The sequence below is a fragment of the Cerasicoccus frondis genome, from assembly GCA_031296915.1.
Classification (GTDB): Bacteria; Verrucomicrobiota; Verrucomicrobiia; order Opitutales; family Cerasicoccaceae; genus Cerasicoccus; species Cerasicoccus frondis.
In genome coordinates this window covers 98,049-121,072 of record JAVDPC010000002.1, presented here as the reverse complement: position 1 = coordinate 121,072, position 23,024 = coordinate 98,049, and the positions used below count along the sequence as shown (strand labels likewise).

The 23,024-nt window shown below is 52.6% G+C and carries 20 protein-coding genes; 5 read left to right on the top strand and 15 right to left on the bottom strand.

Features of this window, described 5'->3' with window-relative positions:
* Nucleotides 1-102 precede the first annotated feature (102 nt).
* A complete protein-coding gene (locus RBB63_RS01975; RefSeq protein WP_309380568.1) occupies nucleotides 103-1,464 on the bottom strand; it encodes an FAD-dependent oxidoreductase in 1,362 nt (453 codons plus the stop codon).
* A 69-nt stretch (nucleotides 1,465-1,533) separates the two neighbouring features.
* Here RBB63_RS01975 and RBB63_RS01970 point away from each other — a divergent pair, with 69 nt between their 5' ends.
* The gene (locus RBB63_RS01970) at nucleotides 1,534-2,628 is read left to right on the top strand and encodes a LacI family DNA-binding transcriptional regulator (protein WP_309380566.1); all 1,095 of its coding nucleotides are present in this window, start codon (nucleotides 1,534-1,536) and stop codon (nucleotides 2,626-2,628) included.
* A 173-nt stretch (nucleotides 2,629-2,801) separates the two neighbouring features.
* On the opposite strand, the gene RBB63_RS01965 is transcribed toward RBB63_RS01970, so the two are convergent.
* The 12 genes from RBB63_RS01965 to RBB63_RS01910 form a co-directional block, all read right to left on the bottom strand.
* Complete coding sequence (locus RBB63_RS01965; protein ID WP_309380890.1) at nucleotides 2,802-3,449, bottom strand: type II secretion system protein; 648 nt, start codon at nucleotides 3,447-3,449, stop codon at nucleotides 2,802-2,804.
* A gap of 31 nt (nucleotides 3,450-3,480) precedes the next feature.
* Complete coding sequence (locus RBB63_RS01960) at nucleotides 3,481-4,182, bottom strand: hypothetical protein (protein ID WP_309380564.1); 702 nt, start codon at nucleotides 4,180-4,182, stop codon at nucleotides 3,481-3,483.
* Between the two features lie 288 nt (nucleotides 4,183-4,470).
* A complete protein-coding gene (locus tag RBB63_RS01955) occupies nucleotides 4,471-5,274 on the bottom strand; it encodes a carbohydrate-binding family 9-like protein (protein ID WP_309380562.1) in 804 nt (267 codons plus the stop codon).
* Between the two features lie 33 nt (nucleotides 5,275-5,307).
* Nucleotides 5,308-6,414, bottom strand: a complete 1,107-nt coding sequence (locus RBB63_RS01950; RefSeq protein WP_309380560.1) for a GntR family transcriptional regulator — start codon at nucleotides 6,412-6,414, stop codon at nucleotides 5,308-5,310.
* A gap of 70 nt (nucleotides 6,415-6,484) precedes the next feature.
* Nucleotides 6,485-8,803 carry a sodium:solute symporter family protein gene (locus RBB63_RS01945; RefSeq protein ID WP_309380558.1) on the bottom strand — a complete coding sequence of 773 codons (2,319 nt, stop codon included), beginning with the start codon at nucleotides 8,801-8,803 and terminating at the stop codon, nucleotides 6,485-6,487.
* Between the two features lie 258 nt (nucleotides 8,804-9,061).
* On the bottom strand, nucleotides 9,062-10,090 hold the full coding sequence (locus tag RBB63_RS01940) for a carbohydrate kinase family protein (protein ID WP_309380556.1): 1,029 nt from the start codon (nucleotides 10,088-10,090) through the stop codon (nucleotides 9,062-9,064).
* Nucleotides 10,091-10,113: 23 nt separating this feature from the next.
* Nucleotides 10,114-10,959, bottom strand: a complete 846-nt coding sequence (locus RBB63_RS01935; protein WP_309380554.1) for a hypothetical protein — start codon at nucleotides 10,957-10,959, stop codon at nucleotides 10,114-10,116.
* A 1-nt stretch (nucleotide 10,960) separates the two neighbouring features.
* Complete coding sequence (locus RBB63_RS01930) at nucleotides 10,961-11,806, bottom strand: Mpv17/PMP22 family protein (RefSeq protein ID WP_309380552.1); 846 nt, start codon at nucleotides 11,804-11,806, stop codon at nucleotides 10,961-10,963.
* A gap of 161 nt (nucleotides 11,807-11,967) precedes the next feature.
* The gene (locus tag RBB63_RS01925) at nucleotides 11,968-13,077 is read right to left on the bottom strand and encodes a PfkB family carbohydrate kinase (protein WP_309380550.1); all 1,110 of its coding nucleotides are present in this window, start codon (nucleotides 13,075-13,077) and stop codon (nucleotides 11,968-11,970) included.
* Between the two features lie 14 nt (nucleotides 13,078-13,091).
* Nucleotides 13,092-14,144 (bottom strand): beta/alpha barrel domain-containing protein, encoded by a 1,053-nt coding sequence (locus tag RBB63_RS01920; protein WP_309380548.1) that lies wholly within the window; start codon nucleotides 14,142-14,144, stop codon nucleotides 13,092-13,094.
* 122 nt (nucleotides 14,145-14,266) lie between these two features.
* Nucleotides 14,267-15,205 (bottom strand): sugar phosphate isomerase family, encoded by a 939-nt coding sequence (locus tag RBB63_RS01915; protein ID WP_309380546.1) that lies wholly within the window; start codon nucleotides 15,203-15,205, stop codon nucleotides 14,267-14,269.
* Between the two features lie 6 nt (nucleotides 15,206-15,211).
* Nucleotides 15,212-16,027, bottom strand: coding sequence for a PIG-L deacetylase family protein (locus RBB63_RS01910; RefSeq protein ID WP_309380545.1), 816 nt, complete (start codon nucleotides 16,025-16,027; stop codon nucleotides 15,212-15,214).
* Nucleotides 16,028-16,194: 167 nt separating this feature from the next.
* Between RBB63_RS01910 and RBB63_RS01905 the strand changes: the two genes are divergently transcribed.
* From RBB63_RS01905 to RBB63_RS01895, 3 genes are all read left to right on the top strand, one after another.
* Nucleotides 16,195-17,067 carry an AraC family transcriptional regulator gene (locus RBB63_RS01905; RefSeq protein ID WP_309380543.1) on the top strand — a complete coding sequence of 291 codons (873 nt, stop codon included), beginning with the start codon at nucleotides 16,195-16,197 and terminating at the stop codon, nucleotides 17,065-17,067.
* A 247-nt stretch (nucleotides 17,068-17,314) separates the two neighbouring features.
* Entirely contained in the window at nucleotides 17,315-18,880 is a 1,566-nt protein-coding gene (locus RBB63_RS01900) for a YifB family Mg chelatase-like AAA ATPase (protein ID WP_309380541.1), read from the top strand.
* Nucleotides 18,881-18,953: 73 nt separating this feature from the next.
* Nucleotides 18,954-19,913 carry a Gfo/Idh/MocA family protein gene (locus tag RBB63_RS01895; RefSeq protein ID WP_309380539.1) on the top strand — a complete coding sequence of 320 codons (960 nt, stop codon included), beginning with the start codon at nucleotides 18,954-18,956 and terminating at the stop codon, nucleotides 19,911-19,913.
* Between the two features lie 101 nt (nucleotides 19,914-20,014).
* On the opposite strand, the gene RBB63_RS01890 is transcribed toward RBB63_RS01895, so the two are convergent.
* Nucleotides 20,015-20,947 (bottom strand): hypothetical protein, encoded by a 933-nt coding sequence (locus RBB63_RS01890; protein WP_309380538.1) that lies wholly within the window; start codon nucleotides 20,945-20,947, stop codon nucleotides 20,015-20,017.
* A 5-nt stretch (nucleotides 20,948-20,952) separates the two neighbouring features.
* Entirely contained in the window at nucleotides 20,953-22,323 is a 1,371-nt protein-coding gene (locus RBB63_RS01885; RefSeq protein ID WP_309380536.1) for an esterase/lipase family protein, read from the bottom strand.
* A 240-nt stretch (nucleotides 22,324-22,563) separates the two neighbouring features.
* On the opposite strand from RBB63_RS01885, the gene RBB63_RS01880 reads away from it, so the two are divergent.
* Complete coding sequence (locus tag RBB63_RS01880) at nucleotides 22,564-22,746, top strand: hypothetical protein (protein WP_309380535.1); 183 nt, start codon at nucleotides 22,564-22,566, stop codon at nucleotides 22,744-22,746.
* Nucleotides 22,747-23,024: the final 278 nt, after the last annotated feature.

Here is a 23,024-nt window from a genome sequence, read left to right as displayed (position 1 = left end):
TCAGGGGGTATAGCCCTGGGCAACTGTGCTGTTGCATAGCGTTAAAAAAAGAGCGAATCGATTGATGATTCGCTCTTTTTTATTGAGAAGCAAAGGGCTTGCCTAATTGGCAAGGTAAGCGCCTTGATCCAGAAGTAGGGACTGAACGATTTTTGCTGGGACGGAGGCGGGACGGTTGTCGTAGTGAAGCGCTTCGGCGGCCACGGTGCCTCCAGCTTGACCGATTGCCATTACGATTGGGGTTACGCGAATGGCTGCTGCTGCTTCGTGTGTAGCGCTGACGCAGCGCCCCACGACTACGAGATTTTCCGGCTTAGCGGTGAGTAGGCTGCGTAGCGGGATTTGATATGACGGAACTCGCTGCGTAATTGTTTTATTACCGTCAGGGGAATGGACATCGATTGGGTATCCTCCACAGGCGATGCAATCGTCAAATTTCTTGCACGTAAGTAGGTCTTCGGCGGAGAGCGTATACAGGCCCCGGATATGGCGGGACTCTCTGACTCCTACCTTGGCCGCTGTGTCCATTCTCACGGCAGACCCAAAACCGATACAGCGATCGCGTAGAAAGTTGAATAGCTCATAGCATTGCTGACGCCCTATGATTTCCGCTTTGCTCAAATCATGTGGGTTCGTGGGATTGAGCCCAAGAATGCGCGACGTGTTGACGATCACTACCCCTGGATTTGCAGTTTCAAAAAGTAGCACTTGGTCGCGGGGGATGGTGATGATGCCATCCTTCACAGCTTGTTTCCACTCGGACAGAAATCCAGCCAAGCTGATCCCGGTTCCGAGTTGCAGGCGCCGCAGCCCTTCTTCTTTTCCGTTTGCCCAGAGAAAATTATCTGGATGAGAAATCGCATACTGACGAATGGCCTCGGTGTTTATGTTGGCCAACTTTAGGTTCATCGTCATTGGTTGGGTCGCGTTATCTTGCTCGCGACCGTGGGCGAAAGGCACTGCTGCGCGCATTGCAAGGTCGCCGTCGCCGGTGGCATCGATGAAAACTTTTGCGCGTATGGTGCTCAGTCCCCCTTTATTGCAGACTGTAACGCTCTCAATGTGAGATGCGCTTGCGTTGACTTCAGCCAATTGTGTGTGGAAGAGCACCTGGCCGCCAGCTTCCGTGAGCATGGTTTCCAGCTCAATTTTGAGCAGTTCTGAATCAAAGGGAGTGACTGTGCTGCAATAGGTTGTGGTGTCGGGGATATGGCCCGGGCTGCCGTTCTTCAGTTTCAGGCGCTCGATCAACTCATCGGGTATTCCTTTCACCATTTGTTCGCCGTCGTCGTTATGGAAGCTCATCATGGGGCCGACTCCCATGGACGTTAGTGTGCCGCCGAGAAAGGCTTGTTCTTCCACTAAGAGCGTGTCCACACCAGCGCGTGCGGCAGCGATTGCAGCAATAGCCCCAGCCACCCCGCCTCCGATGATTACGACGTCATATATTCGTTCTTCTACCATTCTTATAATCAATGGTTGAGGCGCCGTCAGCATCAATCACCGAGGTGCTTAACTCGTTAAGCGATGTAGGTGAAATCACTTGAAATTTCACATATTTTGAGGATAGCATGTAGATCCATGAAGGATGATCGTGCCCCAACTATGCAGGACATCGCTGATCAGGCCGGCGTGACGCGAGCAACCGTCTCCATGGCGCTGCGGAATCATCAACGCATTAGTTTGGAGACTCGGCAGCGCATTCAGCAAATTGCCATCGACATGGGTTATCGTCCCAACCCAATGGTTTCAGCGCTAATGGCCAATTTACGCGCCTCGCGTAACGATGCCCTGGACAGTTCAATCGCGGTCATCATTTCCCGCGAATGGGATGAATGGCGTGGCTCTCCTTTAGTCAGAAACTTGGACAATGGGATTGTGGAGACAGCGAAGTCGCTCGGCTTTGGCGTCGATTATTTCTCGCTGAAGGACCTCGGTGGGAATGCAACCCGATTAAGCCAAGTGCTTTTTTCGCGAGGAATACAAGGGTTGATCATTACTTCATTTTTGAGTCCAACGATTGCGCTTTCACTCGAATGGAAGCATTTCTCCGCCGTAATGCTTGACTACTCGGTTTCGTATCCGGTGCTCCACCGCATTTGTAATAATCAGTTCCATACGATCATACTCGCCATGCAGCGCGTATTGGAGCGTGGCTACCGGCGCATAGGCATGTTTGTTCAAAGAGACTCAGATGCGCGAATCGACCATGCCTGGGAGGCTGGTTATTTGCTTAGCCAAAAATACATTGCTCCCAAAGATTGTATCCCACCTCAGATTGTGCCAAAATATGAACGAGAGTCTTTGTTAAGCTGGATAAAAGAGGTTCGTCCAGAAGTCGTCCTGGGGGAATCGCTCAAGGTTAGGGATTGGATGCGAGACGCGCAAGTGTCGATCGAGTTTGTGCACTTGCAGTGGACTCCGGAGTCCGGCGATTGTGCCGGTGTCGACCAGAACTTTAATCTGGTTGGAGCGGCTGCTGTTGAGGCATTGGTTGATATGTTATATCGGAATGAGCGAAACGTGCCTGCGAGCCCTAAGACCATCATGATTGAAGGTACTTGGAGAAAGGGAGATGCGCTCAAGAAGTCTGTGCCAAAAAATACGCTTACGGAATATGCTCCGTAAGCGTATCGCTAGGCTAGGGAATTGGGGACTATACAAATTTAAGTTTTAACTGTCTCTTCAGGCCGCTGTGTTGGAGACTCAATCACGGGATACTACCCGCTTAATCGTCTCCGCCTTGCGCTGCATTCATTTTCTCACGTCCATCTGAGCAGGCAATTCGAGTGGAAAATGTTCTAAGGTTGTAGGCCCCAGAGCTGGGGCTTGGTATATCTATCAGGTATTTCTTCCGCTGAGCGGGTATCTACATGCCCATCTTCGAAGAGAATATTTGTGTTGCCTGAGTGCCTGGTTGCAACACGAAGGTCTATGTTGCCTGCACTGCCAGTAAGGCTTTGGATTGGTTGAGGATTCGTAGAGGTTCCTTGTGTCTCAGCCAATAAAATGACATCGGCACGACTCTCCCAGCGCTTGCCATTCAAGTTGCTATTTATACCATAGGTCACGTAACTGATGTCCGCCTCAAGGGAAGGACAGGTATAGCACCACCCAGTTTTTGAACTACTAGCTGAGGCGTATGCATCGCCCCAGCTTTCGTAGGTGCTGCCTTTACTGATGTTGATGTAGGGCCAAATTAAGCGGTGCCAATGCCTTTCATCTGTTCCTTGGTCGAAGGAAGCGATGGCCATGTTCTTATCGGTAGCATACAGAGAGAAACCAGAATGTAATGTCCTGAGATTCGTGATGCATTCAGTGCTTCTTGCGCTTTCCTTGACATTGCCAATGACCGCAATGGCAATCGTTCCAAGGATTGCAATGATTCCCATGGCCGCTAGTAATTCTACGAGTGAAAATCCTCGTGGGCTTTTAGCATAATGCCTCATGGTTTTTATTCCCTCTTGAATGATCACATCCTCAGGCAAACCGCTTGCGGAGTGTCAGGAGTCCAAATGCCAAGCCGGATAAGGCAATTGCCGCATGGCTTGCTTCGGGGATCATCGTTACTTCACCCGTGATTTGGACGTTATCAATTCGTGGTCGTTCTTGCACGTTGAAAGTTTCTCCCCCATCTAGCGTGACAAAGGCGTAGATACGGAAAATTGTTGCTTCCGTGGTCGGCTCAAAACCGCTCAGGGAAATGGTTGCCGGTGACGCGGCAAAAGTTGGGTTGCTTGAAGCGGCCGGTACGGATTGCGTAAAAGTGCCAAGTGTGCTCGTAAAGTTATCTGCACTTGAGCGAACGATAAAGTTCGCCGTGTAGGAATTCGCAGCTGGTGAAGTGCCGCCATAGCTGAAGCTAAGATCCGTGAAATCAATCGAAAAACCGTCCGCAGGCGCTAGGGTAAACTGAGAATACATATTATTGCTGACAGCCGTAGCTTCGCTGTCGGAGGCCGCCGCGTTTTCGAGGCCGTAATAGACGTTTCCACCGCCATTGCCAGACGTGCCAATGACGGATGAGCCTGAAGGTGTGCCGAAAGATGCGTTTTGGGTGTCTACATTGGCTCCTGAAATGTTGGGTGAGGTCGTGGCTCCGGCGAAGTCATAATTGACGAGTGTGGCGGCATTGGTAGTCAGGCTCATCCCGAGGAGTAGAGACGAGGTGGCAGTTAACATGCGTGTAGTTGTATTCATGGATTTTCTTTCTTTTTGTTATGATGACTTGGGGTCAAAAATAGCTTCTCAGGAAGTAGAATTCTTGGCAATTTTGCTGAAGGTTAACTCGTTAAGCGTATATTGTTTGTCTTCAATGATCGCTATTCCTGTGCCAGTTCGAGCCGAGCGTCTATATTTGCCCAGTCTTCCGTGCATTGCTTTAACGCTTCGGAAATTCCATTCCTGCTCGGCGCACGATAATGTCAGAGCGGTCGCATGGATGCATGCTCTTGTATATTCAACAGTGATTTATTTAGAATGCGCTTGGTCGCCGGGTGGCAGCAACTTCAGTTGACCGTATTCTTCACGTAAGTGGAAACTCGTCTTCGAAAGTGGGATCAGTGCGGAGTGTTCGACTCGGGGCAACTCAGCGGAATAATTATAGCGGCCGATCAGGACGCGCCAGTTTGAGTCTGGTCCCCACTGTTCACTGCGCTCGGTGAGGGCGCTAACCGGGATAGCAACTTCGGCAGTCCAGCTTTGGTCTTTTCCAGGCCACTGATTGAGGGTGCCATCGACTTGGGCCGAGACTTCAAGTTCCATGATATGCTCGAATGAGCTAGGGACACCCAGGCGACCAGGGCCGGGGTAAAAATAGGCAGACTGCAGTTCGGCTGGCGTTGCGTAAAGTTCCCAGTACCAAGTGTTGTCCTCTGGCCAAAGGAAGATTTCTGCGACATCGCCCAGGCGAAAATGCTGTTCTCCATTTTTAGAGCCTTCTGCGACGACATCTGAATCGATGAAGTTGACCCCAACGAAGAGATACTCCTCGTTCCACGCAAACTGGACTTGGCCCCCCTGTGCGAGATGTTTGCCTGCAGCTTCACGATCCATGCTAACATGCATTTGGTAGATCGGGGCATCTGCCCATATCGCGTCGTCTAAAATCCCATCAATGCGCGTGCCTTCGGGAACGTAAAGCGCCTTTATTTCCTGTGGCGCGGGTAGTCCTGCGGCATTGTCTGGGATCGCGGTATGGTGACTGCATCCGGTTAAGAATATGGCGTGAGCGATAGAGCCCCATAGGGTGATGTAGATGATGGTTGATTTCATGAAACATTTGGTTGGGCTCAGTGGTCTTGCCCGCTAACTATCTTCGATCAAAGTGGGCCGGACGAGGACGTTGGAAACCTTGGTTGTCGGATCCATCAGCTTTTTTACAATGCAATCGACGGCGGATTCTGCCAGCTTCAGGATGTCTAGCTCAAAGCGTATGACCTCTGGTCCGATAATTGGAATTGGGACCTGCTGGTTGCATTGTAATGCAATGACCGGAAGCTTTTGCCCATGGTTTTGTACGATTTGAAGCATCGTATTCGCCATGATTTCATCGAGTATAATGATGGCGTCGATAGGTTTGCGATTGCTTAATTTTAGGTACTCTTCAGCGCTGTGAATGCCTGCATCAATACCGCCTCGACCTGCTTGATCGATCCATGTTAACTTCTGGTTGATCTTCTTCTTTTTTAGATGAGCTTTACGTCTTGTATTGTATCTTTCCGGGCCGATAACAGCGATGTTTTTCAGGTTGCGCTTGTTTAGTTCATGTATGGCGCCTTCTACGAATCCCGAGTCATCAATATTCACTTTCATTGATGAATTCCTGCCTTCTGTGGCTACGCAGCAGACAGGCAGCTTATCGCATGCAAATGGATGAAATGTCAGGACTGCATCGATTTGCTGTGCTGCTATATCATCTTCCAGCCCGGCAAAGTGCTCGGGTTTGTAATTGCTAAGCTCTTTCCTTGTCGTTGGCTTCAAGACATAGGTTCGGTCACTGCAACCGTTCTTGATGAGTGCACGTCTGAGGTAGTGCTCCAGCATGGGCTCAAATCCATAAACCAGATCGTCAAATATTGGGACGCCGACTGTCCAGGTTTGGAGGGAGACTATATCCGTACGGATTAGACGAGTTCCGGTGCCGCGCACTCGCTCCAGAACGCCATCTGAGACCAGCATGGATATTGCTTCATGGAGCATGTTGCTGCCCGTTTTTAGTTCCTGGCGGAGTTCCTCGTGCTTGGGGAGCAGATCGCCTGGGTTTAAGTTGTTCGTCGAAATGTAGTGCAGCAATTCCCGGTATAACTTTCGCACACGTTTCGATGTCGCGGCTAAGTGGTTGTGAGTGCTGGCGAGGTTCGTGTTACCGAAGGCCTTTTGGGGGCCTTGCTGACTTTGGCTAGAGTGGCTCATACTATTTATGGTAGATAGAATGAAGCATCATAATAGCAAACTTTTGTTTCTAAGCTGGTCCTCGCAGTGGCTATGCCTTGTCGTCGTCATCTGAGTCGTGGCGCCGGATCACGCGCCCGTCGTCGGAGTGGTCAATCTCCTTTACGGCGAGTCGGCTAAACATCTTTTTCAAGTCGATGATCCCGCCGATTAGAAACCAGAAGGTGGAAACCAGCCCGATGAGCCCGGTCGAATAGATTTTAAGAATGGCAAACCAAGTTGCCCACCATTGGTCTGGCCATGGCGAAATGAAGTTCCAGATCGTGATGATCAGGGTGCTGCCAAACAGCCAAACGACGCCGTAGACAAAAACGGACCATGCCAATGCTTTGTCGCCTTTGGAATACTCTTCGTTAATGCCGACAAACTTCTGGACAATTTTTCCAGGTGTCAGTTTTCGGAGGGGGATCGGGCCTTCGGGAGTTCCTTTATGGTCGGGGTCACCGGGCAGGCGGTATTTGCCTCGATGGAGGAGGCGGTCCATATTAAACGGCTTCTTGCAGGTCAGTAGTGAAACGCCCACAAAGGAGCCAATGGAGACAACCAGCCCGATGAGTAGAAGCTCCTGTGAATTGATGGGGAACTTGTCTGGAGTAACTCGCCATTTGATGAAGGGTTCAAAAGGGCCCGAGAGGGTCATTAGAACGCTGTTGACGTTCGATACCCAATTATGACTCACAAGCCATGGGTATATGGAGGGCGCCCAGATCTTTTGCATGACGATGCCCCCGACAGCGATTGAAGAGCCCAAGATGAGTGTCGTGAAGGCGGCCGCAGTTGTCGCGCGTTTCCAGTAGAGACCACCGACAATGCAAGGTCCGGCGCCGCCAGTCCAAATCGCCCCAGTAATGGCGAAGAACATGAAGATGTAATCGACTTGGGCGAAAAGTAGCGAAAAGAAGAAGGCGAATAGTGCCACACCTATGATGGCAAGCCGTAGATAGAGTAGATGGGTTTGGGGTGAAAGCGGCTTATCGCCTCTTAGTGGCATGATTATGTCCTGCACGATAATGCTGCCCCATGAATGCATGTATGTCGTGTCGGTGCTGATCAACAGGAAGATACAGAGAGCGCAGAATATGCCCATAATGCCAACGGGGAGAATATCTTTCAGCGCAAAGGGGACCCGCATTTGCTTGTAGATGGTATCGAATGTTTGTGCGGCAGCTGGGTCTTCAGATAGTAGGATGGACTTTACATTCGTTTGAACCGGTTCAGCGCTATAGGAACTGTCGTTTACATCGAGAATCGTGCTATCTATGCGAGACTGTAGCGGGGCGGACAGCTCGCCAGTCTGCAGGTAATGACTGATGTCGTTTCGGAGCTGGGTGTTGTTCTCAAGTTTGCCTTTGGTTGAGTCCTCAAAAGTTTTCGCAATGAGATGTTCCCGAGTCTTGGCGGCTTCATTCGTATAGTTGGCGTTGTTTAAGTAGGTGAAGGCCACGACGCCTAGGAGGGCGAACATCATCGTGGAGAAGCCCACGCGCCATGTGCCCAGAACACCGCCCATTTTTTGTTCGTGGGCGTTAACGGCGGCCGCGTTGTATCCTTGTGTCCCTGACCAGCTCATGCGGTTCAAGGTGCTGTTCAATATGCCAACGACGATATAGAAGATGTTAAAATCTCTCAGCTTCTCGATATCGAACGGGTTGACCATACTGTAGCCGTCTGGGCGATCCATTAAGGCTGGAGCCATTTCTCCGGAGTAGCTGAACTTGAAGATAAGGAATGCCGAGACTATCATGTAGAAGGGATAGCTCAATATGCCCTGAATGCAGTCCGTCGTCATGATGGTTATCTGGCCACCCAGACAAACAATGATGACGGCAAGGGTCAGGAACCCTGCCATGAGTAAGGCAAAGGTTGGCAACTGCGCGCCCATGACATTAATCTCCAGGGGCATGTCGCAGAAATAGATTAGGAACCGTGCGCCAACCGCTGGGAAAATGGCGTAATTGACGACGCCTGAAATCGATTGGAGGATACCCGCGAAGATGCGAAAAGCCCTGTTGTAGCGCATTTCCAGGAACTGCCCCATCGTCATCGAGCGCGTTTCACGGAAGCGATAGACGCAATAGCCGGAGAGCGTAATCAGAATTGAAACAGGCACGTAGAGCAGGTTCCAGAAGGATAGGGCAAAGCCGACCTTGTAAAACATCTCAAAACCCGCAGCGAGGCTGATCAGGCCAAAAGAGGCCTCGCCCGCAGAGACAGCGAGCACGTATCTGCCTGCGACACGGCCGGCTGCCAAAAAGTCTGATACACTATTTACGTATTTCTGGGCCTTGAAGCCAATATAGCTTACCACGCAAAGTGGTATGAGGACGAGGAGCCAGTCAATGGTATGCATGGTATTGTATTTCTAAGGCAAGCGCCTCTGGGCCATCGAGTAGATGGAAAGGGGGTGGGGAATTAAGAAGTTTAGATATTACTAAAAATAGTTATAGCGAAGCAATTTCTTTTTTAACTAAATTCATGGATTAAGCTTATATGGACGAACTCTCGGTCCTGTGTTAGCGACGAAAGCTTAATCGGAAACGCTAGCTAAGTTAGCAGTTCTATTGAGTGGCTGAATGATGGTCGGCATCGGACGCGTTTGTTGAGGTTCCTAGCTCATGATGGGTTGTCTGAGCTTGTTGCAAATGTCTAGGCATTCATCCAGGCTTTTGAGACCTCCAGACGGTGTGAGATCGCGGCGGCAGACAGTTGAGCAAGCCAGCCCGTAATTGAGGCAATCAGTCATCGAATCTTCTTCAAGTAGACCTTTGATAAACCCAGCGCAGAAGGCATGGTCTACGCCTGCTGAGCTTATGCGCTCTTTCCATGGCAAATAGTAGCCAGACTTGTGTATGAAGGTATCGTCAGCGCCGAGGTAGATAGCGCTTGCGCTCGATTGTATGATAACGCCGCGGCGAACGCCCATTTTAAGGATTTCTAGCGCGGCCTTACGGGCGAGTTCCGGGTCGAAGTTGTCTTCGGCATAAACCGCTTGCTCGGTAATGACTTCGGCGGTGCGGTCGTTGATGATCACATAGTCGGTCTCTTTTAGCGGGCCGGCAAATTCATGAATGGTGGTCCCGTGGTCCAGTGGCGCAAATTCGAGTATCGTTATCAGGCCGCGTTTCTTGGCGTCGCGTATCAGCTTCGTGGACTGGGAACAGCCGATCTCCGGATCATTGTCATCCATTTTGCCGAGGGCCCCCAGTGAGCCGAGGAAGAGGCAGGTCGCATTCTCGATCACATCGATGCTAACGTCATCTCTGCAGAATGCCTGGCCAGCGCCATCATAGTGGAAACAGGTGTGGCGACTGGTGCTTTCAACCGTATAGACATCGGTATAGCCAGTGTTGAGCTCTTTATCCTGCGTGATCTGTGAATGGTTGATGTTGTGTTTGTCGCACTCCTCAATGATGAATTTCCCATCAAGGTCGCGCCCAATGCGTCCGGCTAGAATAAGTTCGAAGGAGGTGCCTAGCTTGGCCAGGTTGATGAGGACATTTAATGGCGCGCCTCCTGTGCTGAGTATCTCTTTGCAAATGCGTGCGCTAGCCCGTTCGTTAGGATAATGCTTAACTACTTTATGGTAGTCCACGACGATTGTCCCAACCGCGATAAATGACTTTTTCGCCGTCGGCATTCTCGATGATGGGGATGGCTGATTCATTTCGTTTCCTTCGACTGTGTGAGAATGGTTAGCAGTAGCACCCAGATGGTTACGGCGAGGATAACCAGGGGGAGTTGGAGTGTGGTCGGGAAGCTATAGATGATCAGCACCATCGGAATCCAGAAAGCCCAATTGGTAATGAGGACAGGCAACACCTGTAGCCCCCAGAATACTTTGAATGGGCGCAATTCGCTCATTACCTGGCGTGTGTTGAATCCCTTTTCCTTCCAGGTGAAGAGCAGTGTCTGGTAGGGATTGGCGAAGAAGACTGTCCAGATGAATTGGTCGATGAGCATCTTCGCCAGTAGGATACGCGGGGTGTTGCCCGAGCCAATTAACCAAGTTTGAGCATCGTAAAAGAAACTCTGGGTGACGCCAAGCACACCGAACATGAATAGATTAAAGCCTGCGGTGATCGTATTCTCTTTCTTCCAGCGGCGCTCTGGGGAGAACAGCACTTTCATGGTTTCCGCCAGCACGCCAACAGACAAGCCCATGCCCAGAAACGGGAACATAATTCCCAGGCTTGCGCGTAGTGCATCTAGCTTAATAAAGAAGGCGTGCGAAGCTGGAATGCCGTAGTAGACTGCGGCAATTGCCGCCATTAGTCCCCAGACAAGTATCGCAGGTGCCAAGCTGCGTTTGATCGCATCGCTTCCCTTGTTGAAGGCCCGGACAATGATCTCTGCCCAGTACGGCGTGTCTTTGGGGATGTCGTGAGCCTCGGCCCGCGCAAAGTCACTGGGATTGTACCGGTTTCTGGTTCTATAGAAGCGTTGGTTGACTCCTATGGAATTGATGCCTTGCGCATGCTGCGCGATTGCCTCGTTGATAATGAACATACTATGTCCTCGCTTCGTTTTTTGTTTTAGGAGACGAGGTAAGCATCGACAGCATACAGACCCACAAGCTGATGGCTATGATGGACACCACCAATTGCAGTCGGGTAGGGAAGATGAAAATGATTGTAATCATTGGCACCCAGAAAACCCAGTTTGATACGAGAACGGGCACGGTCTTTCGCGTCAGGAATTCAGAGGCATTTGGGTAGGATAGCCTGAAGTTATCAAAGGAGAATTGATGGCTTTTCCAGGTGAACAGGAATGACTGATACGGGCAGGCAATGAACACCGTCCAAACCAGTTGGTCGAAAAGGACCTTCTTGATTATTGTGCCGGGGGCATTGTTCTCACCGAACTGTTCTGAGAGTAGCCAGTAGACTGGGTCCTTGATGCTGGAGAGGATGCCGAACGCTAAAAAGAGAAAGAGGAAATTTAGGAGGCTGGTTTTTGCGCTAAAGCGATCCTTCGTGGTGAGCACACGCATGGTCTCCGATAGTATTCCGATGCAAGTGCCTGATACCAGAAATGCGAATAGGGGACCGGTTTCTTTTTTAATCCGACTTAGCTCATCGAATGCGTTGCCTACGGTTGGCACTGTGTAGTAGGCAATCGTGAGTAGGAGCATGAGCGTGAGCGTTGCAATCGCTGGGATCGTATTGCGTTTGGCGGCTATGGCGCCTTGTCGAATCCCAAGTATCAGGGCTTCGCTGATGTATAAGCCGTCCCGTGCGATGCGAGGGCTCGGGATGATGTATTCCTGCTGTCTCGTGGAGCGCAAATAACGATGACGTGAAGCGCTGTGGTTTGCGCTAAAAGAAGATGCGTCATATGTGGTCGTTAGTTCCATATTACCAATAAAAGTAATAGCAAAATTCGCGCCATTGTTTGGCTGTGTGCTGGTTCTGTATTGATATTATTTGTATGCCGCTTGGGTTTGTGTTTATTTACACGGAATTAGCATTAGCGTGGTCGATGCTGCTGGTTATTTTTTTGCAGCTGATTGATTTTTTAACTTGATGCCATGGTCTCAATGAACTGGGCCAGTTCCTCAATCGTAGGGCTCTTCGCCTGCCGCACAAAATAGCCCGAGGTGGCCGTCGCCAAAGTTAAGCGATCTGCAAGTGAGCATTCGATGAGGCAGCCAAGAATGTAGCCTGCGTTAAAGCGGTCTCCTGCTCCAGTGGACTTCACCGGTTTTTCGCAGTAGGGGCCATTCATGGATGCTGTCTGGTCGCCTTCGCAACCTACGGCGTAGCGCAGCGAATGCACAATGACGGCGTCAATGTTTAGCTTGGACTGTAAATCTTGAGCCTGGACGAGGGCATCCTCGGGAGATTTGGCTTTCATGATGCGGCCGTTGGTCAGGCTGCTGAGCACATTTATCTCGTTCTGGTTTAACCCTAAAGTGACGTGGCAATATTCGCTATACTGCGTGAGAACCGTGAGCATCTTTTTGATGTCTTCCACGGATCGGCTGGACGGATCCACTAAATCAAAGAAAATCTTTGGCGTATGTTCGAGCTTGGAAAAGACGGTTTCCAATAAGAATTCCCAGCAGTCGGTCATGTGTGGGAATAGCGTCCAATCGGTAATGGCAATATACGCCGCGATATAGCAATTCTCAAAGAAATGACCGTCTTTCAAATAGTGCCTTAGGCGTTCTGGCGTGAACTCTTGCAGGTGGCTGACGGAGCTAAACATCAACTTGCCGTCAGCAAATTCAAAGGCCAGTGTTTTGCCGGGTGCTCTTCCCCAGCTCGTGAGCTGGACTTTCTGCGAATAGTCCGTGAAGGCAGAGTGGATGGGCTCGCCCACGGTTGCGTAAGTGGACACGGGAATGCCAAATTCAGCGAGGCCATCACCGAGATTGATCGCGCAGCCACCCGGGTCTACGGTCTTGACCACAATTTCTCTTAAACTGCTGTGACCAGCGGCTGCTCCGATGGTCTCGCTGAAGTTTTCGATGGTTTCGATTCGCTGGAAGTGCGTCAGGGAATGTCTTTGATTGACGACAGAAATCAGCTCGTCGACAAACCCATCGAACCCGGTGATGACGGGGAGCTTCTGGACCCGATGCTTTTGCTCACGAATGTACTTAGCTAGTTCTGTGTGAGTCATGTGTATGGGGTCTCCTATGGTGAATAGCTAAGCGACGTATCGGTTAGCTCGAGATCGTCTTGAAGACTTCTGGCGAGTGGTATTCCGGCTTTTGAAGTCGCATCATGATAGAAGCGCACCGCATCTTTGGGTGTCAGCTCCCGGTTCGTAACGCGGCGCAGCATCTCGATGAACAGCAGCGGGTTTTCGGAAAGGTTTATCTTGCGTCCGAAGAGGGCTACGCGGGCGCCGTATTTACTGGCGTCGTGAATCAATTGAAAGGCATCTAATGTGGTGCCGGCGCTACCGCCGAGGATGCCTACGACCAGATTACTGTCATAGCTCACAAGTTCCTCGAGTGGGCCGGGTCCATTGTAAGGGATCTTTAGAAAGAGCGGGCGCCCGACTTTGGTCACGCCAGCAAGGCAGCGGATAATGCTGTCGTTGAGGAAGCTGCCCGTTTGTGCGGGCTCAAAGCCGGGATCCACGTTTGGGTTAAAGACTTCGAGAAAGTAGCGGAAATTCTTTTTCTCTGCTTCAAGTCGGAAGTCATGGAAGGCCTCCAGGGCGGCGTAGTCCCAATCCAGATTATTCGTGAAGGTTACTGAGTAGAGGCCCAGATCGGCCCCTTGGTAGGGGCGACCGTAATGCGATTCCATCCTGCCGTATTTAATATGGTCGATGGTCGCTGTGCGGAAATGGCGGGAGGGCTGCTTGGAATAGACGCCACCACGTACTGCCCATACGTCGGTCGTGTCGTTTGCGCGAGCGGCGGGAGTGATCGGGGAGTTTTTAAATAGGCCTTCTTCGATGCCCAGAATCTCCAGGTTGGACGCCGAAAGCAGTACGATGTCTACAATCTTCTGCTTGATAACATCGCGGATCTGGGATTGGTAGTCCGCCAGTGTTTTGTAGCATTTTTGCGTGGCATCAAAGCCATGTGGGCAGTGGCCGGCTCGATTAGGGCCAGGCGCCATGATGCCAAATGCCATGTCGGCATCTTTGGCATCTGCGATGATGAAATCTTCAAAGCTGTTCGAGCCATTGGCTATGTGCTTCAGCTTTTGATCGAGAGTCTTTAGCGACATGCTAGAAACGGGGAGTGGTTATTTGGTAACGATGAGAGGCCAACCACCCGCAGTGAATTTGCTGCGAGTGGTGTCTATGCGTTTCAGTGTTGGCTCTTGTTAATCGCTATTAAGGTCGGGTGTTAGTGCATTTCGACTTCGACGTTCCCAATCCCACTGCGTAGGTAGCTAAAGCGAACATTCTGGTGCTTGGCCAAGAGTGACATGGGGACGGCGCTATCGCAGATGCCTTTTGAAATCATCAGGGCAGTCAGGCGAATCCCGAATGGATTGTCGTGATGGCCTGGATGCCAAATGCTGACGGTTTCGGACTTCCAGGTTTCACGTGGGCCGACCGTGCAGGCGCGCACTGGGACGAGTGATACATTACCCCCGCCGGAGGTGCGCGCATTCTGCATGATCGTCACAGGATGCAGGCCAACGACGCGTGTGCCCATTGCCAGGTATTCTTCTGGTGTTGGTGGTTCGTCCTGGTAGTCGCCCGTTCGAGGCAGCGGATCGTTAAAGGCCCAATGCTTGATTTCGCCTTGGCCGCCTTGCATCAAGACGCAGCGTATGGAGTCGTAGCTCTCGGCGTAGGAGGATAGCTCGCCACTCGGGAAGTGCTTATTGGCTTCGGGAATCGCTAGCTCCGGCTTGATGCGGTCAAAGCAGAGTTCATTATCGCATCTGGCAAACGAAAGTGGATGAGAGGCATCGACAGGCACGTCGTTTTCGTCGACCCATTCATCCATACCCCAGAAGTGCGCCTCTTTCTTTTTCAAGTTGAGCTCCAGCGCATTGACCATCTGAGCAACGATGGGAAGTTGCTCTGTCGGTCCAATGGGTCCGCAGATACCCGCTGGATTATCGGGCGTGGATTGTTGCCATGCAGAGATGTATTCCAGCGCTTGAGCGGAATAGAATTCTTGCGGCGTTTCGTAAATCGATACGGTGAAACCAGGGCGTGATAGCTGAACCAGATCTTTTGCGGTGAGCATGGCTGCATCTGCCAGAAGTTCAGGATTTAGCGTGGTGTAGTCCCACCAGCCTTCGGCTAGTTTGCTTATTGGTCGGCTCATAGATTTTTAAATGCTAACAGCATCAATGGTTGTCGTTTTGGATGGATAAAGATGCTTCGCCAGAAGCAGAGGAAGTGGATTGTAGGCGGGCACGCAGAAGCCGAGATGGGAATGGCGGCGCCAACCTTCAGCATAGATGGCATTGCATGTGTCGCGGTCGGCCATGGCGCGCGCCATCGATACCATATCCTCGATGTAGGCATCCATTTCTTGGGTTTCCTGCAACCAGCCTTGTTGGCTCTTGTGGCATTCCAGCATTTTCCGCTTGGTCATGAGTACGGACTCAATGTCGACGAGGAAGTCTGGCTTGAAAGGTTCGTCAAGGCCGTCATGGAGGCCATGCGGAGCAGCATGGTAGACGCGGACAGGCTCATCGTAAACCGGTCGCTGAGGGCTTGTTATATGATTGGGCATCCCGCGGCTAAAGGCGCCTGTGACGACTAGGCGGCAGACATTTTGGTGGTCCTCCATGTAGTCCTGCGGCGAGTGCGTCAGGATAATCGTTGGGCGTATTTCTCGAATGACCGCACTGACTTTGGCGATGGACTCACGGTCGTAGAACACGGATAAATCGTCAAAAAGGGGCTCATGGGGGATGGCGCCAGCGACTTTGGCGGAGTCTTGAGATTCTTGCCAACGCATCTTGGCAACCTCTTCACGAGGGTGGGTCATGTCACCGCAGCAGCCATTGGCCAGAGTCCACATGTGTATTTCGCATCCGGCTTCCTTGAGTAGGAGTAGCGTGCCAGCGAAGCAGAACTCGATGTCATCTGGGTGTGCCGCTGCCGCCAGCACGATTGGTTTGGTATTAGAACGGTGCATTCTCCGGTAGTATAAAGATGCGAGCCGGATTCGTCTTCCTTTGACTTGCAAAATACTGATACTCAGTTAACCCGTTGACCTGGAGTGACCCCGTAGAATTGCGTGATTGCCTTTTGACTAACGCTTCACTGTATCTATAAAAAGAGATCTGCGGGGACTTAAATTCGATGTCAAAAAAACCTCAATTAGAGCTACTGCCTTCCGGGCACTTCGGCTTGAAGGCGGCAGGCTTTGAGAAAGCATGTGTTGATTTTCATTGGCACTTTCATCCCGAGGTTGAGCTGGTTTGGATCGAAAAAGGCGAGGGTATCCTCCACGCGGGGCGCGCAATCTGTCAGTACCGCGCGGGGCAGCTGGTAATGCTTGGTTCGAACTTGCCGCATGCCTATGGGTCTGCTCCCAGCCAGCGAACCGGGGCAAAGTGGTCTGTGCTGCATTTTCGACCGTCGCTTTGGGGAGATGCATTTTGGAGCTTACCCGAGAGTCGACGTATCAATGAGCTGATTTCAAAGTCTGAGCACGGTTTGATCTTTACCGGGAAAACGGCTGAGCGTTGTGCGGAATATCTGCGCCGAATCGAAAAGCATGCACCTGGGGATATGCCCCTTGGGCTGCTATTGCAGTTGCTGGAGCGTTTGGCTCTGCAGAAGAAGCGTCACCAGTTGAATTCGACTCCCGTCTCGGGTGGTCGCAGTTCAGGTCTCGACCCGCGCCTGAATAATGTCCTCCAGAAATTAGAGGAGCGTCTTGCGGACGCAACCCTCACTCAGGCGGAGGTTGCGGGGTGGATAAATATGTCTCCGCAGGCCTTTAGTCGCTTTTTCCAGCGTCAGAGCGGTCGTGCTTTTCATCAGCACTTGAACGAGCTGCGTGTCGCCGGCGCATGCGCTCAACTGCTCGGTAGCGAGGATTCCATTGCTGAAATTGCTTTTGCGACGGGCTTCAACAATCTCTCCAATTTTAACCGTCGGTTTCGAGAGATCATGGGGCGCAGCCCGCGCGAATACCGGCAGGGCGGGGGCGGATTATCCGCAAAGTGAGTTGGTCGGTCTTACAGGGATAATGCCGAAAATTGGCTCTATATCCCGGAAGCAGAGGTGCGAATCGATCTTACAGTGCTTAGGAAAGGCCAAGATGTTCGCACTCTGACCTGCGTGAAATATGACCATGCTAAGGCTGCTTGCGCCAATCTGAGAATAGCTAAAACTAACTCTCGTTTGGTTTGCGGGCATTTATCTGCGAAGTTATTGCTTGATGGACTCAGTGTGCGTAGTAATAAACCGTGTCATGCTCGCTACCATACATTCCGGCGCCCTGCTAGGCATCGATGCGCATCCCGTCCAGGTGGAAGTTAACGCCGGGGAGCATGGCGATCCCAAGGTGTTTATGGTGGGGCTGCCCGATTCGGCGGTGAAGGAGTCCATCGACCGCGTTCGCTCCGCGCTGAGCAACACCGGCTTTAAAAACCCGGAAACGCGCACCACGATCAACTTGGCGCCCGGCGATATCCGCAAAGAGGGTCCACTGTATGACTTACCGATTGCGCTGGGCATGCTCGGCGCCACCCGGCAGATTGGCGACGAGAAACTGGCTGGTGTGCTGGACCAATACATCATTGCGGGTGAGTTGAGCCTCTCTGGTGGCGTGCGGCCGATTCGCGGCGGCTTGGCGCTGGCGATGTTGGCCCGGCAAACGGGCAAGCGCGGGGTCATCCTCCCGCCGGAGTCAGCTGAGGAGGCGTCGCTCGTGGAAGACGTGGAGGTGATTCCGATCCGCTCGCTCGACGAAGCTGTTCGCCTGATCGAGGGCGAACTCAGCGTGCAGCCGCTTGATTCCCAGCAGAGCCCGTTTCGACAGCCGCCAGACGCGGCGCACTGGATTGATTTCTCCGAAGTTAAAGGGCAGCACACGGTTCGCCGCGCCGTGGAGATCGCCGTCGCAGGCGGGCATAACCTTCTGTTGGTTGGACCTCCAGGGAGCGGCAAGAGCATGATCGCCAAGCGCATTCCGACGATCATGCCCGAGCCCTCGCTCGATGAATACTTGGAAATCCTGGCCGTGCAGTCGGCGGCGGGCGTAAGCCTCAAGGATGAGAACCGCTGCTTTGCGCGCCCGTTCCGCTCGCCGCATCACACGATCAGCGACGTGGGGCTAATCGGCGGTGGGGCAAATCCCGGCCCGGGCGAAATTTCCCTCGCGCACCACGGGGTGTTATTCCTCGATGAGATGCCGGAGTTTAAGCGCTCCACGCTTGAGGTGTTGCGCCAGCCTTTGGAAGATGGCGATGTGACCATTTCTCGTAGTGCAGGCAAGGTCACGCTCCCTGCCGCACTGATGCTTGTGGCGGCGATGAATCCGTGCCCATGTGGTTACCTTGGCGACAACCGCCACGAATGTCGCTGTAATCCGACGACGATTCAGCGCTACCGTAGTCGGATTTCGGGTCCATTGCTGGACCGCATCGACCTGCATGTCGAGGCGCCAGCGCTTACTTTTGAGGAACTGCGCTCGGCGCAAAAGGGCGAAAGTTCAGAGGTGATGCGAGAGCGCGTCATGGAAGCCCGGGCCTTGCAGAGTCGCCGTTTTCTTTCGGACAAGAACGGCAGTCGTCTTACGGCCTGCAACGCTCGCATGAGCCATCGGCAGATTCGCCAGCATTGCGCGATCAATCGGGAGCAAGGTGATTTATTGCAGCAGGCGATGGAGGAGCTCAAGCTGAGCGCGCGCGCCTACGATCGCATTCTTAAAGTGGCCCGCACGATTGCCGATCTGGCGGGCGCTGCGTCCATTGACACGGTCCATCTGCTGGAGGCTATTCAGTACCGCAGCCTCGACCGGCGGCTCTTTTATTAACACTCCGTCATGTGCTTTCGATTCTGCGGCAAGGAGGTTGCTTGTGGGGATGAAATGTCTACAGTAAGTCCCCATGAATGAGCTACGCTGGGGAATCATTGGTTGTGGTGATGTGGTGGAAAAGAAAAGTGGACCATCCATCATGGGATGTCCGCGCAGTCGCATCACGGCTGTTATGCGACGCGATGTCGCGAAGCTAGCGCCGTTTGCAGACGCCAATCATGTACCGCTGCGTACGGCCGATGCGTCCGAGGTGTTGAACTGCGCAGGGGTTAACATCGTCTACATCGCCACACCGCCGAGTAGCCATAGAGACTACGTGATTGCCGCAGCCGAGAGCGGGCGCCACGTGCTGGTGGAAAAGCCGATGGGCATGACTGCGGCAGACTCTGAAGAGATGATCGACGCTTGTGAGCGTGCGGGGGTTGAGCTGTTTGTGGCCTACTATCGGCGCTTTCATCCGCATGTGCTTATGATGCGCAAGTTGATCGCCGATGGCGTATTGGGTGAGCTGGTGCATGGTCAAGCCGAGTATGCGATGCCGTATCGTTCCGGGGAGGCTTACGGCTGGCGGATCGATCCGCAGATATCCGGTGGTGGTTTGTTTGTCGACGTTCTCTCCCACCGCATTGATTTATTGAATGCATTTCTGGGCCAACCGATTCGCATGTCTGGGGCCAAGCGCCGTGTGCATGCTGATTCGCTGATGGATGACTTGGCGACCATGCAGGTGGGATACGCCAGTGACGCACAGAGTGTGATCCTCGGAAACTTTGCATCGCAAAGTTTTGTCGATCGCTTGGTTTTATCCGGAGTCGATGGCGAGATTCGCACGGATAATTTAGACAGTGGTAAGTTTACTTTGCGGTGCAAAGTAAGCGAAGAAGAGTACGCCTGTGAGGCTGATGCGGCGCCGCATGTTGGGCTGATGCGCCACATCGAGTCTGTTTTACTGGATGGCCTGGATAATGAAGTGTCAGGGCGAGATGGCTTACTGACTGATCTTGTGCTGGATGCTCACCGCGCCTCATAAAAAAACGCGGTAGCTGAGTTGGACCTCAGTTGGAGCCCCACCGGGCATGATGCGCTGGGTGAACTTTTCCGGAGCAGTGGCTGGATTAAGCGCTTTTGTCATTATTCCATATCCTTCAGCGAGATCAGCTTGGTCCAGGCGGTTTTCCTAACTTTTTTGCGGCCGGTAGTGTCGTCGATCGCTTCCATTTCATTCAAGATCGTGAGGCTCATCACATCGGAAACGGATTCACGCCAGGGGTTGACGGTGCGATCAGGCCATATCTGGTCATCGAGTGTTAGCGCGGTGTAATCCGGCACGACGATAGTTTGCTGAGTGGACTTGTGTTTCTTGCGACGTGCCTTAACGCGCATCGAGGGGCGGGTAGAGAGTCGGTCGTAAGGGATCATCAGCCAGTCTTTGGGCAGCGCTTGAATGGGATTGATGAAACGGTCGCCTTTGCGGAAATAGCGTTCGTCCGCGCGAAATTGACACTCAGCGATGTTCGCAATGAAGGCATAGTCCAACTGGTCGTGGCGAATACGCTCGATCATGCGCATGAAGATGTAATCCGCTTTTGCCAGGCGGGACCAAGCCGCTTCCGGGCGACTCTCACCAACGAAGAGTAGGCCGTTGATTTCGTAAGCGAGGTCATGCAGCTTGGAGGCTAGGTCGAGCGGATTGCTCGGGCGCGCATACCAGCAGGACTTCGCGCCGGGGCCAACGAAGTTGTAGAACAGGGCTTTACCTTCGACGTTCACGTTGCGCAAGTGCTCGAAATGCACGTCGATTTCATCACCTGGGTTGGGCGCCGGGTTGCCGGGATTCAAGTCGGCCAGGGATGCGATGGGTGCGGTTTTATTTTGGAGCCAGAATCCGCCAACCTTGCGGAACCTCGATGACGCCGAGGTCGGGTCCGGCAGTGGCTCGATCAGGTTCTCCAGGGTTTCGCCTGCTTCGACGCGGAACTTCACGACGCTTGTCGGCGCAACTGGCGGCTGGCTCTCGGGGAGGACGCCGCCTGTTTTAAGAGTTTCCAATGTGATTTCGCGCATGTCGTTTATCCGTTGAAGTTTTGCAGGTAGAAGACCTTGTTGGACTGAGTGCGGGTAATCTCGATGTCGACGATCAGCGTTTGGTTGGGGAAGTAGAATGTGCGGTTGGTATCGCTCAGGACGCGGATGCCGCCTTCGTCCGGCAGATCGGGCGGGTTCGCGTAGCCAATCATTTCTGAAATGGCAGCGGCAACGAGGCTCATGCTGACTTCCGCTTGCTGCTCCACGAGCAGCTTCTCCATGTCATCCATATCAAAATACAGGCTGCGCCACGCATTGCTGACCTTATTGACATGAACCCGCTCCAGTATCTCGCTGTTAACTTTTTCAAAGACCTCGTCATCGTCGTCGCCGTCCTCCTGATAGAACTCCACGAAGTAATCGTCGACCGCATCGCCAAACTGGTCGTGCACGTAGAAGACGACGTTCATGTAGCGGTGGAAATACTGGGGCTTGAACTTCCTCCCCGCCGCGCCGGTCTCGTAGGTGTCTTGAGTTATCTGGACGCAGGCGTCGCGGTGGGCGTCATAGTCGGCCGGCTCAAGCTTCAGGGCTTGAAGCAGCGTTTCCTGATACTGTTTCTTTTGAACCGGATCTGTGGGGTTCGTGATGCTTGCGTGGTCGCGCTTAAAAACCGCCAACGGAATTTCAGGGCAGTTCTGCGGAAAGAGTTTAAACTCCGGCGGCTGACTGGGGTCGGTAAAGCGCACTTTGACATGCGCTGCGTTGAGGTTAGCCGTGGAGACACGCACCGTGCCGTCCGAACCATTTTCGTGCACCAGCTTTTTAAAACGTTCCGGATAGCTGACCGTGCCGACCATCACCGTGGCCAACGTATTGGCCGGAGAGAAAATGGGAAACTCCGGGTCGAATAGGTCGTCGAGCGCCAACTGCGAGCTGTAGGGCGAGGCAAGCTCCAGTGCGTTGAGCACTTGCTTACCGGTTTCCAGCGGGCGATTCCACTTCCAGCCTTTGAACAGGCGCCCGATCATCGACTTGCCAATGTGGGCGAGCGGCGACCCGAAGTTGGCTGGCGCCAGGAAGACAAACCGCCGGATCGGCGTCAGCGTCGCGTCGGGCTTGCCTTCGCTGTCGCGGCAGATCTGGCGCAGGTATTCGCGCCCGACCAGGGCGCCCGTGCTGTGGACAATCAAGTCGAACGAATGCCGATCTTGCGGGATGCCAGCGGCAGCGATGGCGTGCTGCATGGCGCGGCCGAGATCAGGCAGCGTCACCTCGTCGTGCATGGAGAGGTAGTCGCCGAGGTAGATCGGCGTCGTGATGATGCCGTTATCTTCAAGATATTTGGCGAGTGGTTGGAAGCTGGTAGATTCGTCGCTCCAGCCGTGCAGAATAATAACCGGTAGTTGTGCCATAGTAGCGTGAGTGTGGTTAAGACAGGTAAGTGAACCTTACCTCGCAAATGGCGTATTCCAAGCAATGCATGCTGTAAATATTAGTGGTTAAATATCCTTGATTTAAATCTGGATTAAGTAATCGAAACCGCAGCAAAAGTTTTTTGGCCTAATGCTATGTGCATTCTCCGCCATATTGGGAATTGGCGCAGCGGTCTTTTACCCCCTGGCAGCCCAAAAGCAGGAGAATATAATTGTGGCGTGGATTCTTGCTATTCTGGGGGGGGGGGGGGGGCGCCCGCTCAGCTCTTTGGCGTTTCCAAGGCGTGGATTCGGTATGTGACGACTGCCATGGCCATCGATGCCGACGCGGCTGCCTTTGCCGTCGAGTTGGTCACCATCGAGGCGGGCAAAATATGTTCGGTGAAACTGAAGCTGCCTTAACGCTGTAGCCGTAGTTTATTCCGTCTTTTTGCTGATTTTCGTTTGCCCGACCCGGCATTATCTGACATGATTCTTTACATGAAATCTGGCTCCAATGTTTACCCGGAGCGTGCGTTCTGTAGTGCAGAAGCTCGCATTGGTTATATGGCCTGGGCCGACTAAGCATTGGCGACTGTTAATCGAAGCGTCGCCGACTCTCCGTCGAAGTGTCGCCGACACTTATTGGAAGCATCGCCGTCGCTTCCCCTCAATCCACTACTGGGTTTGGTCACAACCCT

Excerpts from the sequence above, each read along its gene's own strand:
- RBB63_RS01975 (WP_309380568.1), bottom strand. The coding sequence starts at position 1,464 with ATGGTAGAAGAACGAATATATGACGTCGTAATCATCGGAGGCGGGGTG.
- RBB63_RS01965 (WP_309380890.1), bottom strand. The coding sequence starts at position 3,449 with ATGAGGCATTATGCTAAAAGCCCACGAGGATTTTCACTCGTAGAATTA.
- RBB63_RS01960 (WP_309380564.1), bottom strand. The coding sequence starts at position 4,182 with ATGTTAACTGCCACCTCGTCTCTACTCCTCGGGATGAGCCTGACTACC.
- RBB63_RS01955 (WP_309380562.1), bottom strand. The coding sequence starts at position 5,274 with ATGAAATCAACCATCATCTACATCACCCTATGGGGCTCTATCGCTCAC.
- RBB63_RS01950 (WP_309380560.1), bottom strand. The coding sequence starts at position 6,414 with ATGAGCCACTCTAGCCAAAGTCAGCAAGGCCCCCAAAAGGCCTTCGGT.
- RBB63_RS01945 (WP_309380558.1), bottom strand. The coding sequence starts at position 8,803 with ATGCATACCATTGACTGGCTCCTCGTCCTCATACCACTTTGCGTGGTA.
- RBB63_RS01940 (WP_309380556.1), bottom strand. The coding sequence starts at position 10,090 with ATGCCGACGGCGAAAAAGTCATTTATCGCGGTTGGGACAATCGTCGTG.
- RBB63_RS01935 (WP_309380554.1), bottom strand. The coding sequence starts at position 10,959 with ATGTTCATTATCAACGAGGCAATCGCGCAGCATGCGCAAGGCATCAAT.
- RBB63_RS01930 (WP_309380552.1), bottom strand. The coding sequence starts at position 11,806 with ATGGAACTAACGACCACATATGACGCATCTTCTTTTAGCGCAAACCAC.
- RBB63_RS01925 (WP_309380550.1), bottom strand. The coding sequence starts at position 13,077 with ATGACTCACACAGAACTAGCTAAGTACATTCGTGAGCAAAAGCATCGG.
- RBB63_RS01920 (WP_309380548.1), bottom strand. The coding sequence starts at position 14,144 with ATGTCGCTAAAGACTCTCGATCAAAAGCTGAAGCACATAGCCAATGGC.
- RBB63_RS01915 (WP_309380546.1), bottom strand. The coding sequence starts at position 15,205 with ATGAGCCGACCAATAAGCAAACTAGCCGAAGGCTGGTGGGACTACACC.
- RBB63_RS01910 (WP_309380545.1), bottom strand. The coding sequence starts at position 16,027 with ATGCACCGTTCTAATACCAAACCAATCGTGCTGGCGGCAGCGGCACAC.
- RBB63_RS01905 (WP_309380543.1), top strand. The coding sequence starts at position 16,195 with ATGTCAAAAAAACCTCAATTAGAGCTACTGCCTTCCGGGCACTTCGGC.
- RBB63_RS01900 (WP_309380541.1), top strand. The coding sequence starts at position 17,315 with ATGCTCGCTACCATACATTCCGGCGCCCTGCTAGGCATCGATGCGCAT.
- RBB63_RS01895 (WP_309380539.1), top strand. The coding sequence starts at position 18,954 with ATGAATGAGCTACGCTGGGGAATCATTGGTTGTGGTGATGTGGTGGAA.
- RBB63_RS01890 (WP_309380538.1), bottom strand. The coding sequence starts at position 20,947 with ATGCGCGAAATCACATTGGAAACTCTTAAAACAGGCGGCGTCCTCCCC.
- RBB63_RS01885 (WP_309380536.1), bottom strand. The coding sequence starts at position 22,323 with ATGGCACAACTACCGGTTATTATTCTGCACGGCTGGAGCGACGAATCT.